This is a genomic window from Bacillus sp. Marseille-Q1617 (genome assembly GCF_903645295.1).
In the GTDB taxonomy this organism is placed as follows: Bacteria; Bacillota; Bacilli; order Bacillales; family Bacillaceae_B; genus Rossellomorea.
Map to the genome: position 1 here is coordinate 783,580 of NZ_CAHJXM010000003.1, position 15,945 is coordinate 799,524.

Below are 15,945 nucleotides of genomic sequence, written 5' to 3' on the forward strand. Positions count from 1 at the left end.
ACTCGTCCAGATGGACGGGTCGGTTTCATTTTCGGCGCATTTTTACTAATGGACAAAAGAAAAGGACACCTGGAGTATTCTCCTCAATGATTGTATTTCAATGACTATTATCCTCCCCCTATCTGAGCCCATATTCCCCCTTATCAATTTAAGACGAAAATGACATCAATCCATGCCATATCCAGTTTGGGGCACCCCTCTTATACTGATATATGTAAGGCGAGCTTAGAGCGCCGGAACTTATAATATACGAGGAGGAGTACATAATGAACTATCGTCAATTTGCAAGCAAAGCAACAGTTGTATCGTTAAGTGCAGCCATTCTTTTCGGGGGGAGCTTCACATCGGTTTCTGCCAACGGGGCTTCTGAAAAAGGATACAAAGAAACGTATGGCACATCACAAATCACCCGCCAGGATATGAAGAACATGGTAGAGCAGCAGGAAGACGCTCAATTCAAAGTTCCTTCCTTCGACGCCTCTTCCATAAAAAATGTAGAATCGGCAACGAAGATTGATGAAAACGGAAATGAAATCAAAATGGACGTATGGGATACATGGCCGCTTCAAAACGCAGACGGCACTGTAGCTGAGTACAACGGCTATCACATTGTATTCGGACTTGCCGGCGACCCTGAAAACGCCAATGATACCTTCATCTATATGTTCTATAAGAAAGTCGGTGATGACTCCATCGATGCCTGGAAGAATGCAGGCCGTGTCTTCGACGATCAAGATAAATACAAAGCGAACGATGAAACGTTAAAGGGTCAGGTTGAAGAATGGTCGGGCTCCGCACTCTTCACAGAAGACGGTGATATCCGCTTATTCTACACCAACCGCGGAGACTTCAATGAAAGCAAGGGATTATTCGGACGTCAATCATTGACGACGGCTCAAGTGAATATCTCTGAACAAGCGAAAAACGAATTGAACATCGACGGTGTCGAGGATCACAAATCCATCTACAGCGGCGGCGACGGAGATACCTATGAAACAGTCGGGAAAGCATTCGAAGACCGTAACTTCATGAACAACCATACGCTTCGTGACCCCCACTACATCGAAGACAATGGCAAAAAATACTTAGTATTCGAAGCAAACACAGGTACAGAGTACGGCTACGCAGGTGAAGATTCCCTTTATAACCGTGCGTACTACGGAAACGGAATGAGCTTCTTCCAAGAGGAATTCCAATCCCTTCAGGAAAGCCCTAAGAAAGATTTGGCAGAGCTCGCGAACGGTGCCATTGGAATCATCGAAATCAATGATGACTATACGATCAAGAAAGAAATGAAACCGCTGATTGTATCGAACACGGTGACGGATGAAATCGAACGCCCGAACATCTTCCAGAAAGACGGAAAGTTCTACCTGTTCACCAGCACACGAGGATCGAAAATGACCATTGAAGGAACAGACAATGAAGACATCTACATGCTTGGTTATGTGGCTGACTCATTGACAGGCGAGTTCAAACCGATGAACAAAACAGGAATCGTCCTACATCAGGACCTGGATCCGAACGATATCACTTGGACGTACGCACACTATGTGATCCCGCAAAAAGAATCCGACAAATTCGTCGTAACCAGCTACATGACGAACCGTGGTTATTTCGAGGATCATAAATCAACATTCGCTCCATCATTCCTGCTTGATATCAACAACAAGGAATCCTCTGTTGTGGAAAGCGGCATCCTGGAGCAAGGTCAAATCACTTACGACGAGCAATAAAAGCAAACTTCAAAAAAGGAAATGTCATTGATGGCATTTTCTTTTTTTATTAGGCGGTGGAAAAAAATGAATCCAATAAAAAGAAAGAAGAGGATTTTCCTGCTGATCGTTCTGATCGTCCTGCTGGTTGGAGCGGCTGCATGGTGGACGAAATCTCATGACAAAGGCGAATCCCCAGAGGCTGAAAAGGATGGTTCGTACCGGTCATCCTACCATTTCACGACCCCCGACAAGTGGAAAAACGACCCGCAAAAGCCGGTCTACTATAAAGGTAAATACCATTACTACTATCTTTATAACCAAGACTACCCGGACGGCAATGGGACGGAGTGGCGCCATGCCGTCTCCAAGGATCTCATCCACTGGGAAGACCAGGGGGTGACGATCCCGAAATACACCAATGAAAACGGCGATCCATGGTCCGGCTCCGTCGTCATCGACCGGGAGAATACAGCCGGGTTCGGAAAGGATGCCTTCATTGCGATCGTGACCCAGCCAACCGGGGAGACGGGTGAGCAGGAGCAATACATGTGGGTGAGTACCGACGAAGGAAAGACCTTCAAGAATTACAGTGAAGATCCTGTTTTAGAAAACCCGGGCAAGAAGGATTTCCGTGATCCCAAAGTAGTCTGGGATGATGAGCGTGACAAATGGGTCATGCTCATGGCGGAAGGTTTAAAGGTCGGTTTCTATGAATCTGAGAATCTGAAGGACTGGGAGTTTACAGGGGACTTCCACACATCGGACTTAGGCGTGCTGGAATGTCCGGATCTGTTCAAATTGAGAGCCCCTGATGGAATGGTGAAATGGGTGCTTGGAGTGAGTGCCAATGGAGAAACGATTGGGGAACCGAATACGTATGCCTATTGGACTGGGGAATTCAATGGAAGCACGTTTGAAGCAGATCAGTCGGATCCACAGTGGCTGGATCATGGATTCGATTGGTATGGAGGGGTCACGTTTGAAGACGGAAAGGCCGAGGATAAGGAAGAGAAGCGTTATGCATTTGCCTGGATGAATAAGTGGTCGTATGCGGATAACACTCCAACGATGGAGCATGATGGGTTTAATGGGACTGATTCAATCGTGCGGGAAATCAGGTTGGATGGTGATGCTGAGGGTGGATATTTTCTTGGTTCGAAGCCTATTGAAGCGCTTGATGGGTTGGTGGAATCTTCAGAGAGGTTTGAGGATATTACTATTGAAGATGGAATGGAGAAGCTGGATTTTGAAGGGGCGACTTATCGGATTGAGGCGGATATTTCTTGGGATGAGGCCGATCAAGTCGGCTTCAGATTACGCGAGTCCGAAGATCGGTCCCGACATATCGATGCTGGAATCTCCCTGGAAGGTGACCACTCTTACGTGAACCGGCGATTTACCGATCAACCGGACAGAGAAGGGACATTCCTGGAAAGCAAGGCACCATTCGATTCCGCTGCTAAACAGGTTCACCTCACTATCTTGGTTGATAAGACGAGTGTCGAGGTCTTTATTGATGGTGGTCGGACCGTTCATACGAATTTGGTCTTTCCGCGAGTGAGGGATCAAGGTATTTCATTATTTTCGGAAGGGGGACAAGTGACGTTTGAGCATTTGAAGGTGGAGAAGATAGGTTCCTCACAATGATTATCATAATTTTAAACTTCTTATATATCAGTGATGTACACCCTTATAAAAAATTATAAGGGTGTTTTTTTATAGACGTGCTGCTTGCCAAAATTAAAGCCGTCTTAAGGAGGCACAGAAATGAATTCCAAACGGCCGTCTACATGGTGGGATTACATGCCGACGGACGGCGGGGAAGAAGTGAAGAATCATAAATGGGTGACGGAGAGTGAATTGTCGACGGGAATAGAGGAGTTTGTGATTGGGGCTGTTCCTGGATTGCTGGTGCCGGGCACGGCTTTTTTGTTTGGTAAGGCATTGTGGGGGACTTAATGTATGGATGAGGGCAATGGCTGGAGTCACTCCCTGGACATGCTACCAAGGGACGCGGTCTGTTCGATCCCCTGTCCACTAAAGTATTAGAGCAGCAAAGGGGGGCAGGTCCTGATACGATATAGAGTGGCGCCTCTGCTGCTGGAACGGGTGAAAATATGGTTTTGATAATATATTTAGATTTTCTGATAATAAAGTGTCCAGTATTGATAATATAGCAAACCGGGCAGCTCTGTTGAGGGATGCTGGACCCGCGCCTTTCCCTTAAAAATCAATCTTCCACACGTTTTGAACCTGAATCCAATAAAAAATTTATGATTTTATACAAAAAAGGTCCCCTAAGCCAAAATGGGAGAGCATAGACTCCAGCTGGCAGCCCGGATCCCACAACCTGCCCTCTTGCCAATAAAATGATACATCTGCCTATTGACTCCGGGTTGATCCGCTTGCTATAGTGAAGGAAGAAGCAAATTTAATTAAATAGGTAAGACTCCAAAGGGGAGTAGCTTTCAAGTGTGTCGTCATTTCGTGACGGGTTTTCCGTCTCCGGTTCACTTGGCAACAGGGATGTTGCTTGCGAGACCTTTGCCTGAACGGTAAAGGACCCCTTGCGTATAGATTGCAGACATAAGACCTTTACCAATCGGTAGAGGTCTTTTTCTATGGGAAAAAGGAGTGGCAGGAGATGTAGGATCGTGGGGCATGTCGGTGTATAGCTGTCAGTTGTGAATACTTATTCAAAATGAGAAATGAGGGATGACCGATGGAATGGTCTTTAATACTTGAGTACGGCTGGGTATTGATGATTTTGATTGCGTTGGAAGGGGTTCTGGCGGCGGATAATGCGCTGGTCATTGCCACGATGGTCCGGCATTTACCGGAGGACAAACGGAAAAAGGCGTTGTTTTATGGTCTGGCGGGGGCGTTTGTATTCCGGTTCGGTTCCCTGTTCCTGATTTCGTATCTGGTGGACATTTGGCAGGTGCAGGCCATCGGTGCCATGTATCTGTTGGGGATTGCCATCTATCATTTATTGAAAAAGCACGTGTTGAAAAAATCAATGGAACCTCATAAAGAAAAAAAAGAACCAAAGTCGTCAGGTTTTTGGTGGACAGTGGTCAAAGTCGAAGCAGCGGATATCGCGTTTGCGGTGGATGCGATCCTGGCAGCAGTTGCCTTGGCGGTCACTTTGCCTGAGACGAACCTTCCGGCAATCGGCGGACTGGACGGCGGACATTTCATTGTCATTCTGCTTGGGGGCATCATCGGGCTCGTCATCATGCGTTTTGCGGCGTCTGCGTTTGTCGGCCTCTTGGAGAAACGTCCCGGACTTGAGTCGGCTGCCTTCGTCATTGTCGGATGGGTCGGCGTCAAGCTTGCCGTCTACACACTCGCTCATCCGGCCGTTGGGGTCATCGCATATGAATTCGCAAAGGGTCCGGTTTGGAAAGGTATCTTCTGGGCGGTTCTGGTAGGAATCGGGGTTGTAGGATGGATGAAATCCAAGCCGAAGGAAGTTCAGGAAAGTTAGAAGCAACAGCGTTTTATATAGGGTCTGTCCCCCATTTGAGGGGCAGACCCCATTTTTTTGTGAAGCCGTATTTTTATGAAGCCTTGAAGCTTACCGCTGATTCCTCTTCATCAACCGTGCAATTTCCTGCTCATTCTCATGCGGTATTCGTTCCAGCGCCTGGATGACCCGCTCTTGGCGATGCGCTGAATGGTTCTGGCTTAACTTCGCCTTCCCCTCGATTTTTGTGATGTGCAGTCTGAAGCCCTGGATTCCTTTGCTCATGCCAGCCAGGTACTTGGAATCGACATCCTCTAATTTGTACGGGCTGTCAGGGGCTTCGTATTTCATCACTAAGTCCTGCAGCGACTTCATCACTTCATCTTCGTCATCCACAAGCTCGACATTTCCGTATACATGAACGGTCACGTAATTCCAGGTGGGCACGGTTTGATTCGTCTCGTACCAGGAGGGGGAGATATAGCAGTGCGGGCCATGGAAAATGGCGAGTGCGCTGCTGTCTTCGATTTCTTTCCACTGCGGATTCGGGCGGGCAAAATGGCCGTAAAGACAGGTATTATCCTCGTTAAGCAGCAATGGCAGGTGAGTGGCCGCGGGCATTCCGTTCTGCTGGGAAATGAGCGTCGCGAAGCCGTGTTCTTTTATGATGTCATAAGCAATCGATTCGTCTGTGATCTTGAATTGCGGCGGGATATACATGACGTGCTCCTTTCTATTTGTCTATGAAGTATAGATTCTGTAAAGAGGGCAGGAAACCCTTTTTGCGGAATATATCCCTGTGGCCCCCTGGTTAAGAGATTTTGCCTAATGTGTGCAATAAGGTATAATTTATAGAGGAAATGATGTCGGGGGAGGGGAAAGAGTGAGGAAAGGTTCGATCTGGTCTTTACTTGTATTTCTAGCAGGACTTCAGCAAGTACATATATTGGAATACCAAGATGTGAGCGTCAAGGAAGAATTGAAAGCAGATACCTCTCACCTGAGGGGAATTGATATGATCCTCTCTACAGCCTCTTCACTTCCTCATCCGGTTGATGATGGGGTGCCACTAAAAGCGTATTTGACTGAGAAAATCAGATCCTTTGCACCCGCAGGTTTGACGGGGGAGCCCGCAATGGTCATTTCTCCTGATACGATTGGGTTCATTGAAGTCGTCATGTACCAGTCCAATTATCTCTCCTAATCTATCTAAATTCATTATATATAGATCATTTACCATGAAATGATAGAAATAGGGGGAAGTTGAAATGACTGAAGAAACATTGGAGCAGCAAGTGAAATCAAGGCTGCAGCATCCGAAATTAACAAAAGCGAAGATCGCGAAACGGGGTTTTTTCATCCTGTTGGGAGCGATCATGATGGCGCTCGGGATCGAAGTATTCCTTGTTCCCAATATGATTATGGATGGCGGGATTGTCGGCATCTCGATCATTCTTTATAACCTTACAGGCATCAGCCTGGGGGCGTTTATCTTTTTCCTGAACATACCGTTCTTCTTTCTCGGTTATAAACAAATCGGAAAGACATTTGCCATATCGACCCTGATCGGCATCACCATTTTATCCCTGGCAACGAATTACCTTCACCACGTGGCGGCATTCACTCAAGATATGCTGCTCGCCACCGTGTTCGGCGGGATTGTCCTCGGTGCAGGGGTGGGGCTCGTCATTCGGTATGGGGGTGCCCTGGATGGAAGTGAAATCCTTGCCATCCTGTTAAATAAGAAGTTCCCATTTTCCGTCGGCGAATTCATCATGCTGTTCAACGTCTTTATTTTTACCTGGGGCGGATTTGTCCTCGGCTGGGATCGTGCCATGTATTCGGTTCTTGCGTATGTCATTGCCTTTAAAACGATCGACATTGTCATCGATGGTTTCGATGAATCGAAATCTGCATGGATCATCAGTGATAAAGATCAAGAAATCGGGGATGCGATATTAGCGCGCCTGGGTCGCGGTGTTACCTATCTGAAGGGCGAAGGAGGCTACTCCGGTGACGATAAGAGAGTGATTTTCTGCATCGTGACACGTCTCGAGGAAGCCAAATTGAAATCGATCGTCGAAGAACTCGATCCTTCAGCATTTCTCGCCGTGGCGGATATCAATGAGGTTCGTGGAGGAAGATTTAAGAAGAGGGACATTCACTAAGGGTAGGTCGAGGGGACAGGTCCCTCGGCAAGGGTATTTGCATTTAAACCGGTCAATGGCTATTGCCACTGACCGGTTTTTTTGAGACGGTTATTCAATTAAGCACAGAATTTCAGGACCAATCAACGCCTCCCCAAGAGGATTGCAGCTTCCGCAACAGGACAATTTGACCGACATGATACGTATCGTGCATCATGATCTGGCTTAGTAAACGCTCATAAGAGTACCTGTCAGCTGCATATGGAGCCTTTAACTTTTCATCGTCAAGGTCCTCAATGGCCGATTTTAAATTATTCATGACTTCATTAAGGCGCTGCACTGTCTGTGTCCATCCCATTTCGTCTTCTGGATCCCCCGGATTTCCAAAGGTTTCTTCATTGTCTTCTGCCTTCAGGGGATTCTCTGTGCCCTTCATTCGATGGATTACGTCTTCATTCCAAAATATCAGGTGGTTGACAATCTGCCAAACCGAATTGCTGTTTCCCGAACTTGTCCATGCTGCCTCAGCTGCGGTGCATCCTTGAAGCGCCTGATCCATGGAGGCAAACCAATCATTCTCATGAACATGCATGTCGAACTGATCTAAAAACATGTTGGTTACAACTTGCATAGAACCCATCTCCTCATTGATTAGTGTGATTCTTCAAATTTAATAGATAAGAAAAAATCTTACTCCCTTCTCAAATTTCATTACTACTTCCCTTGACAGTATTGAGTTTCATAATGGTATAGTTCGGTATTTTTTTGAAAAATCCTTGTTAAGCTTTTCTCTCCTGTAATTACCATTGATGGATTTTTTCTGCAGGGGCTATTTTTGTGTGTTTGATAGAGGTATTCTATTAAAAAAGCCATATACAAAATGAAGATGACCGTCAAGTAAATCCTTCCTTTATCCTTCAACTGTATATTTTTGAGAATAATCTCCTCCACAGTTCGTTGTACTTTGTGAAAAAGCTTTTTCAATAACTAAAGGAGCGGAAAAGATGAAATGTTCCCCGGTAAACTTTATCTCTAGGTTAAAAAAACAGAAAGAAGATGCACTTGAGTATGTCATTGATGCGTATATGCCACTTGTAAAGACGATCGCGACGAAGATTCTGCACAGTATGAAGCAGCCGGATATCGATGAATGCATCAATGATGTGTTTCTGACGGTTTGGCAGAATGCACGTCAGTTTGAGGGTGATTCGGGCGATTTTAAAAAATGGATCGGCATGATTGCGAAATACAAAGCCATAGACCTGTACCGCCAGGCGAAAAAACGGATGGCCCATGAACAGTCGGATGAACCGAGGGGAAAGCGAGTCCATTGCAAACGGACGTTTCCGTCATGAAGCGGGAAGAACGGGATGAGTTGATAGCTGCGATCAGTCAACTGAAGGAAAATGACCGTGATATTTTTATGATGAAATATTATTTGGAGCTTTCAAACGGTGAGATCGCTGACCATCTGGGGCTGACGAAAGCGGCTGTCGATAACCGCTTGTACCGGGGAAAGAAGATTTTGGCCTCTAATTTGAAGGTGAAGGAGCTATTCGTATGAGCATGAAGGAATGGATGGAGCTTGATGTCGATCAGCTTGAGTTACTGGATGTGTCGGATGCGGAAAAAGAACGGGTCAAACAGCACGTATGGAAAAAACGCAAAAAGGCACCGGTTTGGCGTAAGATTGCAGCGGCCGCTGTCATTATGATCGGGGCGACGACTGCAGCAAGTTTTGCGTTGCCGTCAGTTGCATCACAAATACCATTTATGGATGATGTCATCCGGTATTTTAATGGAGAAGAAAACAAGAACTTTGAAACGTTCTCCACAGATATCGGTCTTGCGGAGACGGATAATGGGGTGACGGTCATGATCGACAATGCGGTATACGACGGAACGAATATCACGGTGTCGTTCGCGATTGAAACGGAAGAGGATTTCGGGGAATTCATGCAAATGACCGGACCGAACTGGTTTGACGTCGCGGGATCAACCGGGAGCGGAGGCAGCAACGAAATCACACGGATCAGTGAAACGCGCTATGTCGGCTTATCCACCTTTACACCGCACTTTGAGGATGAGCCTCCGGAAGAGGTGGACATCAGTTGGACGCCGCATGCCTTTACAAACATGGAAAATGATTTAGAGGAGAAGGGGGATTGGTCATTTGCCTTTTCGTTGGAGCGCCTTGAAGGTGAGGAGAAACTTATCAATGAAATCGTCCAGCACGACGATGTAACCTTTACGCTGAAATCGGTTGAATTCACGGATGTGTCTACGGTCATTGCCTATGAGCAGGTGGTGACGGATGAACTCCTTGAAAAATGGCAGAGTGTGACACCTGTTTTCAGAGTGACTGACGATCTTGGTCATGTGTACATCGATGGAACGGGCGGCGGTGGTGTGTCGAAGGATGACGGTAAGACTTTTAAAGGGACCACTGCGTTCGGTACAATTCATGAAAATGCCAGTCAGCTCATCATTCAGCCGGTTGAGATTGCAAGTCTGATGTCAGGTAAGGGGCATGAAGAAGTTGAGCTTGAGCCGATTGTGATTGAGCTGGGGGAATAGGATAGGGGCTCAGATTAGATGCACCCAGAAAAGTCAGTAAGTGCAAAGAATGGTTCTATTGTTGCAGAACCGGTCCTGCGCTTCTTTTCGTTTGGTATGAGTGGTACCCGACTGCTGCTTTAAGAAAGTCTAAAAGGTTGGTAAACTATTTTTGAGGGGGGATAAAATGAATAAAAAATGGCTTGCTGCGTTATCTGCAATTGCTCTTATTCTAGTAGGAGTCGCTGCAATGTTTATCAATAAACCAGATGAAAACGATTTTGTCTGGTGGGTATCGGATACCTATGAAGTCGACTGTATGGATGATCAGTGCTATACTTTGAAGCTGAGTAGCGAAGGCGGGGAGGCTTCAGCACGCAGTACATATTGGAATGCAGATGGATATTATGATTCCTCGACGGGTTTTTTGAATATGGCGATGCAGACAAAGCGCCTTTACAGGAACAGGGATAACCCCGATCAATTCTTTTCAATTGAGGCAGAAGGCTTTTGGGGGAGTTTTAAAGAGATTAAATTTGTACAGAATGGGGTTCAGGTTTCGAGAAGAGACTGAATGGAGTATGAGCCCTAAAATTCACTTGTCTATAACTGGAAACCTCTATATAATAAAAGAGAATCTTAAACATAAAGGAGGGAAACTCATGCAATCGTTCACTGTGGACATCAGGGCCAGAAAGAAATATCTTGTTTTCATGATGTCTATTTTTGGATATTCAGCTGCCAACGGGACAGGTCTGTCCATTTTTAGCTGAATATCCATGAACGATGTATGATTTCCTGAAATAATAGCGAAAGCCGCAGGGGATGATGCCCTGCGGCTTTTTTTGACTTTTTGTTTAAGAGAGGACGACATTCGATGTTTAAGACAAAAAACAATATCTATCTGCTTTATTTTTATCTATTTTTTGCACAGTTATTTTTCGACCGTGCGTTATGGGTCATTTATTTAGGCGATAAAGGCATGACGTTCGGTGAGATCGGACTGCTCGAAGCTTTGCTGCATCTCGCCATTGTGTTATTTGAGGTGCCGACCGGCATGATCGCCGATTTGTACGGGAGGAAGGTCAGCCTCGTAATCGGGAATCTGTTCAGCCTCCTGTATGCACTGCTCATGCTAATAAGCGGGACATTTACGGTGTTCACGCTCGCGTTTCTGTCGATGGGGCTGATGGTCACCTTCCATTCAGGGGCCGAGCAGGCATTCGCGTATGACACATTGAAAAATCAAAACCGTGAAAAAGACTATACGAGGGTCATCGGGAGCATGACGGCGATTTCCCTATTATCGTTGAGCCTGGCTAAATTCCTCGGCGGCTTCATGGCCGAGGTCAGCTGGGAATGGGTATACGTCTCGACGATCGTCACCCATGTCCTTGCCGTGATTCCGCTGCTGTTCATGAAGGAACCAGAACGTGATAAGACGGAAGACATCGGCGGTCGATGGTATAACCAGTGGGTCCATCAATTCAAGCTTGGTGTGAGGGTCTGGAAAAACAATCCCGTCATCCATCAGCCTGTCGTACTGTTCATATTGGCGAGCGCTGTGATGGTGATCATCGTGTTCTACGGACAGGAATATTTCATTCAATTGGGCTATTCTTCGATCGTGGTCGGGGCAATTTTCACGATTGAAGGACTGCTCGGTGTCGTGATGGCAAAGATTGCATACAAGGTGGAGGAACGGTTCAAGTTTTTCAATATCCTTTATTACGGATTGGGACTATTCCTGATGTTCTTTATCCTGTTCATCTTTGCCACTGACTGGGCGATCCTGTTGTCCTTCCTGTTCCTGGCGCAGCTGTTGAGCCTGTTCGAACCGATCTTCAGCTCATTCATTCAGCGCTTCCTGGAAAGCAACGTCAGGTCGACATTTCTTTCACTGATCGGGTTGATGGAGAGTTTTGTAATCATGATCAGCTTTCCGCTGTTTGGATATGCAATTGAGCGGAGCGGGTTTACGGATGGATTCGCGGGCTTGCTGGTGATCTTTTTTGTGATGGCCGGAGGGTATTTGGTTGTTGGACGGATGAGGGCGCGGAGGAAGATGTGAATGTGCCTTTAAGATATAGCTGCCTTTCACATTTTGAAGTGGGAGGCAGCTTTTTTCTATTCTGAGACTGCTTCCTTTTCATCCTGCTGTGTTAAAATGAGAATAAATGTTCGAGTGGGATGAGGGGGGAATTCAACATGTTGAAGACAGAAGAAGATATTCTTGCGGTGATCCGACGCGATGATGAGATGATGGAGATTTTGGAGGCTGCGAGCACATTGGATTTGCCGGACTGGTGGATATGTGCAGGATTCGTCCGGTCGAAAATCTGGGATACGCTGCATGGGTTCGATGAACGGACGAAGACTCCGGATGTGGATGTGATTTATTTTGATGACACGAGATTGGATGAAGCGGTTGAAAAGGAATGGGAGAATAAGTTGAGAAGCATTTTGACCGGCATTCCCTGGTCTGTTAAAAATGAGGCCAGGATGCACGTTATCAATCATATCCCACCCTACACTTCTTCTGAAGATGCCATTTCCAAATTTCCTGAAACGGCCACGGCTCTTGGGGTGAAGCTGAACAAGGAAAATCAGCTGGTTCTAACCGCACCTTGCGGGATAGAGGATGTACTAAATCTGGAATTAAAACCAACCGCTTATTTTATGGAAACGAAAGAGCGTGCAGTGATTTACGAGGAGCGGGTCAGGAAGAAGAATTGGAAAGGGATTTGGAATAAGATTCGAATTCATCATATAGGGGAACATGGTGAATAAAGCTGTTTCAGTTTATAGTGCAAGGGAACAGGTCCTGTGATGCTATTATCCATTATCTGACGAAAGATCGTTGTGCCTATTGAAAAGGAAAACAAGGGCTGATTCCCTGCTGCAGGTTTGGCGGGGAATCAGCCCTTGTTCTATATTAAAATAGTGAGACTGAGGCTAACCCCGCATCGCACCAGCTTCACGTGAAGTCATTGCGCCTTGTCCCGCATTCACGTCCTTCTGGATCTGCTTCTTCACTTCCTGAGCATTTGTTCCCGCGAAGTCGGGTTTCATTGCAGAGTCTAATTTTTGGTTAGGCTGTTGGTTTTGTGTCATACTGTTCACCATCCTTTTGGGTTTTATTATGGGCGGAATGGGGAGGCGATATTCGTTTCCTAATAGGGTGGGCCTGTCCGCCTGTCAATTAAAGCGTTAGGGCGACGGGGGACAGACCCCGATTGTGGATCGGAAATTATGATTAAAAAAAATGAAACAACAAATAATAAGTTTTCAAATGATTCTGATTCGGTAAAGGATGATGGCTATGAAAGCGGTGCGAGTAACGGGATACGGGGATGTGGATATGCTGGAAGTGGTGGATATCCCGGTTCCTGAACCAAAAGCTAATGAAGTTCTTGTGAACGTTAAGGCTTGTGCGATTAATAATACTGAAATCTGGATGAGAGAAGGGGCTTACGGAACCGGCACCCAATCGGGCTGGCGGCCGGAGGGGGTGCAGTTCCCGAGGATTCCCGGCTCTGATATTACGGGGCAGGTTGTGAAAGTCGGGAGTTCTGTACCTCAATCGATGATAGGCAGGGATGTTGTGCTGTTTCCTTTTACCTCGAGTGGGGAAAGTGGATTGGAGCATATTTCGGAGGATATGTCGTTCATCGGATCGGAGTATGACGGCGGGTATGCTGAATATGTCGTGTGGCCGGCTGAACTCTGTTTTAATATGCCTCTTTCCGGTTATTCGGAAAGCGCCGTTTTTTCGGTGAGCGGGTTGACAGCGTGGCATATGGTGAACCAGATTCAAGTCCAACCTGGGGAAACGATCCTGGTAACGGGTGCGAATGGCGGGGTGGGTTCGTTGAATGTGCAGATCGCGTCAAATGTTTTTGGCGCCAAGGTCATTGCGGTCGTTGGTGACTTGGGCGGTGAAGAAAGGTTGAAGGAATTAGGGGCGTCCCATGTCGTATCCTATCACTCCGAACACCTGGAAGAAGATATTCTAAACGCGAACGGGGGACCAGTCGACTCCGTCCTGGATGTGGTGGGCGACGCTCTATTCGACACGTCTCTTCAGGTTCTGAAGAAAGGCGGGAAGTTCTGTATATCGGGCTCTGCCGGGGGACAGCAGACAAATCTCGATTTTCGGACCTTGTATTTAAAACATATCACCATGTACGGGTCTGTGCTGGGGACTAGAGAAGAGTTCAAAGAGATGCTGATAGCCATTTCTGAAGGGAAAATAACACCTGTCATCGATAAGACCTTTCCATTGGAACAAGCAAAAGAAGCACAGGTGTATTTTAAGGAGAAGGGGAAGCTGGGGAAGATCGTATTGCTGCCTTAGGCGGGTCATGAGGACGGGTCCTCCGGCTCAAACCGGAGCTGCCTTGTCCTTTGATTAGGGGATAGTGACCCAAAAATGTCACTTTCAAATCGGGTCCGGATCCGTTCAACAAGTACGTAGTCAAAATAATTATACTTCCAATCTAGAAAATTATGGTATGATAGCTATGCCTGAATACTTTAGGCCATTTTTGTTAAGGGAGGCGTTCATGATGAAAAAACATCCTGCATTGAAAAAAGGAACAGACAAGGGGAGTACGCCTCATTAACAAAGGTGGTCCCCGAAATCGAAAGGGGAAAATAGAATGAATGTAAGATTAGTAGAAATCAACTCGGAAAATTGGTACGAGTGCTGCCAATTGGAATTAACCAAAGATCAAGCCGAATACTTGGAATCAAATGCGATTTCGATTGCGCAGACGAAATTCGAACCGACGCTCAGGGCATTTGCCATTTACGGTGATGAAAAGATGGCCGGGTTCCTGATGTTCAATTCAGTTAAGGAAGAGCTTGGCGCGTACTGGGTCTACAGGATCATGGTAGAACGGTCCAGTCAGGGAAAAGGGATAGGAAAAGAAGCAACGAGACGGATGATAGAGGAAATGGCCAAGCTGCCTGATGCGGAAAAAATCGTCGTCGGCTACCACCCGGACAACAAGGGTGCCCATAACCTGTATGCAGGCCTCGGGTTTATTGATGAGGGAGACCGATTTGGCAGGGAGATGGCTGTGGTTAAATATCTATAAAGGAGGGACGGTTCTTCAGTGAAGGACCGTCTTTTTAAATGAAGACGATGGTTAAGACTCGATACACTGGACACCTTTTTATTGTGAAAGAGACATATTTTAATGTGGCAGCTATAAGAATCTCAATATAGTAAGTATTTTTTACGGGGAGGATTTCGATTGCGAAAATATCTGGGGGTTGTCTCAATTCTCATTCTGATATTGACGTCTTTACTTTTACAGGCTCTCGTTGGAAAACAAATCGGCCAGCTGTGGGTGTGGATTATCGTCGTAGGATATGTAGGTTCTGCAGCGGCCTCCTGGTTTAGTGAGAGCGGGTTTTGGAGGAAGGCTTCTGCGACGATACTGATTGCTCTTCCGGTTGCCTTTTTGACTTTTATTCTTTCGTTTATTTTTGCATTGCGGGGAAATGATTTTTAAGGAGAGTCTTGGCTTAGGCATTTCTAAGCCTTTTTATTTTGTAGAAAATCTTTTATTTGCTTAATCATAATTATTATTATGATTATAACAACGGAGTGATCAGTCAAGGTGGTATTTCAGGTTTTACATAAAATGAAGTATACAAGCATTTTGAAGGTAACGGGGAAGGGTTAGATAAGCAAAAGTGACCTTGTTGCTGTTAAAGGGCATGAGCTGGAAATCGAAAAAGGGCAGGAGGGGCATTATGAAAAGAAAAAGATATTCTTGGTTAAGTTACGTATCATTTGGATTAGGTATAGTGTTGATTTTACACCCTTTGTTCACTAATATTTTTCCTAGATACTTTATGAGTATACAATCAATCGGTATAGTTTTAACTATTCTATTTAGCATTCTGGCTCTTTTGAAAAAGAATGAGAAGAAAATGCTGGCTTCTATGGGATTGATGTGTGGAGTTATGATGATGTTTTATGTAGGCTTACTTCTTTATATATCATTTCATAAATATAGTCCGATTTAAGAGGAGAGCATCT

16 protein-coding genes and 2 pseudogenes are annotated in these 15,945 nt (G+C 45.9%); 15 read left to right on the forward strand and 3 right to left on the reverse strand.

Annotation, left to right across the window (positions count from 1 at the left end; all coding sequences use genetic code 11):
* The first annotated feature begins 266 nt into the window (after positions 1-266).
* The 4 genes and pseudogenes from HWX64_RS21285 to HWX64_RS21300 all read left to right on the forward strand — a co-directional run bounded on the left by HWX64_RS21285 (position 267) and on the right by HWX64_RS21300 (position 5,208).
* A complete protein-coding gene (locus HWX64_RS21285) occupies positions 267-1,736 on the forward strand; it encodes a glycoside hydrolase family 68 protein (protein WP_175991479.1) in 1,470 nt (489 codons plus the stop codon).
* Between the two features lie 66 nt (positions 1,737-1,802).
* The gene (locus HWX64_RS21290) at positions 1,803-3,365 is read left to right on the forward strand and encodes a GH32 C-terminal domain-containing protein (RefSeq protein ID WP_175991480.1); all 1,563 of its coding nucleotides are present in this window, start codon (positions 1,803-1,805) and stop codon (positions 3,363-3,365) included.
* A 150-nt stretch (positions 3,366-3,515) separates the two neighbouring features.
* Positions 3,516-3,587 (forward strand): annotated as a pseudogene (locus tag HWX64_RS22020) (DUF1541 domain-containing protein); the annotation flags it as partial.
* 853 nt (positions 3,588-4,440) lie between these two features.
* Positions 4,441-5,208: a TerC family protein gene (locus tag HWX64_RS21300; RefSeq protein ID WP_175991482.1), complete on the forward strand. Its 768-nt coding sequence runs from the start codon at positions 4,441-4,443 to the stop codon at positions 5,206-5,208.
* Positions 5,209-5,298: 90 nt separating this feature from the next.
* Here HWX64_RS21300 and HWX64_RS21305 read toward each other — a convergent pair whose 3' ends face one another.
* Positions 5,299-5,907: an FMN-binding negative transcriptional regulator gene (locus HWX64_RS21305; protein ID WP_175991483.1), complete on the reverse strand. Its 609-nt coding sequence runs from the start codon at positions 5,905-5,907 to the stop codon at positions 5,299-5,301.
* A 163-nt stretch (positions 5,908-6,070) separates the two neighbouring features.
* Here HWX64_RS21305 and HWX64_RS21310 point away from each other — a divergent pair, with 163 nt between their 5' ends.
* Both HWX64_RS21310 and HWX64_RS21315 read left to right on the forward strand, forming a co-directional pair.
* Positions 6,071-6,391, forward strand: a complete 321-nt coding sequence (locus HWX64_RS21310) for a hypothetical protein (RefSeq protein ID WP_175991484.1) — start codon at positions 6,071-6,073, stop codon at positions 6,389-6,391.
* Between the two features lie 64 nt (positions 6,392-6,455).
* Entirely contained in the window at positions 6,456-7,355 is a 900-nt protein-coding gene (locus HWX64_RS21315) for a YitT family protein (protein ID WP_175991485.1), read from the forward strand.
* 112 nt (positions 7,356-7,467) lie between these two features.
* Here the strand turns inward: HWX64_RS21315 and HWX64_RS21320 are convergent, their stop codons facing one another.
* Positions 7,468-7,965 (reverse strand): DinB family protein, encoded by a 498-nt coding sequence (locus HWX64_RS21320; RefSeq protein WP_175991486.1) that lies wholly within the window; start codon positions 7,963-7,965, stop codon positions 7,468-7,470.
* Between the two features lie 373 nt (positions 7,966-8,338).
* Between HWX64_RS21320 and HWX64_RS21325 the strand changes: the two are divergent.
* The 5 genes and pseudogenes from HWX64_RS21325 to HWX64_RS21345 all read left to right on the forward strand — a co-directional run bounded on the left by HWX64_RS21325 (position 8,339) and on the right by HWX64_RS21345 (position 12,680).
* Positions 8,339-8,898 (forward strand): annotated as a pseudogene (locus tag HWX64_RS21325) (sigma-70 family RNA polymerase sigma factor).
* Entirely contained in the window at positions 8,895-9,911 is a 1,017-nt protein-coding gene (locus HWX64_RS21330; RefSeq protein WP_175991487.1) for a DUF4179 domain-containing protein, read from the forward strand. Before HWX64_RS21325 ends, HWX64_RS21330 begins: the two are co-directional and overlap by 4 nt.
* A 166-nt stretch (positions 9,912-10,077) precedes the next feature.
* The gene (locus tag HWX64_RS21335) at positions 10,078-10,464 is read left to right on the forward strand and encodes a hypothetical protein (RefSeq protein WP_175991488.1); all 387 of its coding nucleotides are present in this window, start codon (positions 10,078-10,080) and stop codon (positions 10,462-10,464) included.
* 303 nt (positions 10,465-10,767) lie between these two features.
* Positions 10,768-11,961, forward strand: a complete 1,194-nt coding sequence (locus HWX64_RS21340) for an MFS transporter (RefSeq protein WP_175991489.1) — start codon at positions 10,768-10,770, stop codon at positions 11,959-11,961.
* A 137-nt stretch (positions 11,962-12,098) separates the two neighbouring features.
* Positions 12,099-12,680: a nucleotidyltransferase family protein gene (locus HWX64_RS21345; protein ID WP_175991490.1), complete on the forward strand. Its 582-nt coding sequence runs from the start codon at positions 12,099-12,101 to the stop codon at positions 12,678-12,680.
* A 165-nt stretch (positions 12,681-12,845) separates the two neighbouring features.
* Here HWX64_RS21345 and HWX64_RS21350 read toward each other — a convergent pair whose 3' ends face one another.
* Positions 12,846-13,004, reverse strand: coding sequence for a hypothetical protein (locus HWX64_RS21350; RefSeq protein WP_175991491.1), 159 nt, complete (start codon positions 13,002-13,004; stop codon positions 12,846-12,848).
* 208 nt (positions 13,005-13,212) lie between these two features.
* On the opposite strand from HWX64_RS21350, the gene HWX64_RS21355 reads away from it, so the two are divergent.
* From HWX64_RS21355 to HWX64_RS21370, 4 genes are all read left to right on the forward strand, one after another.
* Entirely contained in the window at positions 13,213-14,247 is a 1,035-nt protein-coding gene (locus HWX64_RS21355; protein ID WP_175991492.1) for a zinc-binding dehydrogenase, read from the forward strand.
* A gap of 304 nt (positions 14,248-14,551) precedes the next feature.
* A complete protein-coding gene (locus HWX64_RS21360) occupies positions 14,552-14,992 on the forward strand; it encodes a GNAT family N-acetyltransferase (protein WP_175991493.1) in 441 nt (146 codons plus the stop codon).
* 159 nt (positions 14,993-15,151) lie between these two features.
* On the forward strand, positions 15,152-15,412 hold the full coding sequence (locus tag HWX64_RS21365; protein WP_175991494.1) for a hypothetical protein: 261 nt from the start codon (positions 15,152-15,154) through the stop codon (positions 15,410-15,412).
* A 244-nt stretch (positions 15,413-15,656) separates the two neighbouring features.
* On the forward strand, positions 15,657-15,932 hold the full coding sequence (locus HWX64_RS21370; RefSeq protein WP_175991495.1) for a hypothetical protein: 276 nt from the start codon (positions 15,657-15,659) through the stop codon (positions 15,930-15,932).
* The last annotated feature ends 13 nt before the right edge of the window (positions 15,933-15,945 follow it).

Bases quoted from the DNA above. Each gene is read 5' to 3' on its own strand.
- HWX64_RS21285 (WP_175991479.1), top strand. From the start codon at position 267: ATGAACTATCGTCAATTTGCAAGCAAAGCAACAGTTGTATCGTTAAGT.
- HWX64_RS21290 (WP_175991480.1), top strand. From the start codon at position 1,803: ATGAATCCAATAAAAAGAAAGAAGAGGATTTTCCTGCTGATCGTTCTG.
- HWX64_RS21300 (WP_175991482.1), top strand. From the start codon at position 4,441: ATGGAATGGTCTTTAATACTTGAGTACGGCTGGGTATTGATGATTTTG.
- HWX64_RS21305 (WP_175991483.1), bottom strand. From the start codon at position 5,907: ATGTATATCCCGCCGCAATTCAAGATCACAGACGAATCGATTGCTTAT.
- HWX64_RS21315 (WP_175991485.1), top strand. From the start codon at position 6,456: ATGACTGAAGAAACATTGGAGCAGCAAGTGAAATCAAGGCTGCAGCAT.
- HWX64_RS21320 (WP_175991486.1), bottom strand. From the start codon at position 7,965: ATGCAAGTTGTAACCAACATGTTTTTAGATCAGTTCGACATGCATGTT.
- HWX64_RS21330 (WP_175991487.1), top strand. From the start codon at position 8,895: ATGAGCATGAAGGAATGGATGGAGCTTGATGTCGATCAGCTTGAGTTA.
- HWX64_RS21335 (WP_175991488.1), top strand. From the start codon at position 10,078: ATGAATAAAAAATGGCTTGCTGCGTTATCTGCAATTGCTCTTATTCTA.
- HWX64_RS21340 (WP_175991489.1), top strand. From the start codon at position 10,768: ATGTTTAAGACAAAAAACAATATCTATCTGCTTTATTTTTATCTATTT.
- HWX64_RS21345 (WP_175991490.1), top strand. From the start codon at position 12,099: ATGTTGAAGACAGAAGAAGATATTCTTGCGGTGATCCGACGCGATGAT.
- HWX64_RS21350 (WP_175991491.1), bottom strand. From the start codon at position 13,004: ATGACACAAAACCAACAGCCTAACCAAAAATTAGACTCTGCAATGAAA.
- HWX64_RS21355 (WP_175991492.1), top strand. From the start codon at position 13,213: ATGAAAGCGGTGCGAGTAACGGGATACGGGGATGTGGATATGCTGGAA.
- HWX64_RS21360 (WP_175991493.1), top strand. From the start codon at position 14,552: ATGAATGTAAGATTAGTAGAAATCAACTCGGAAAATTGGTACGAGTGC.
- HWX64_RS21370 (WP_175991495.1), top strand. From the start codon at position 15,657: ATGAAAAGAAAAAGATATTCTTGGTTAAGTTACGTATCATTTGGATTA.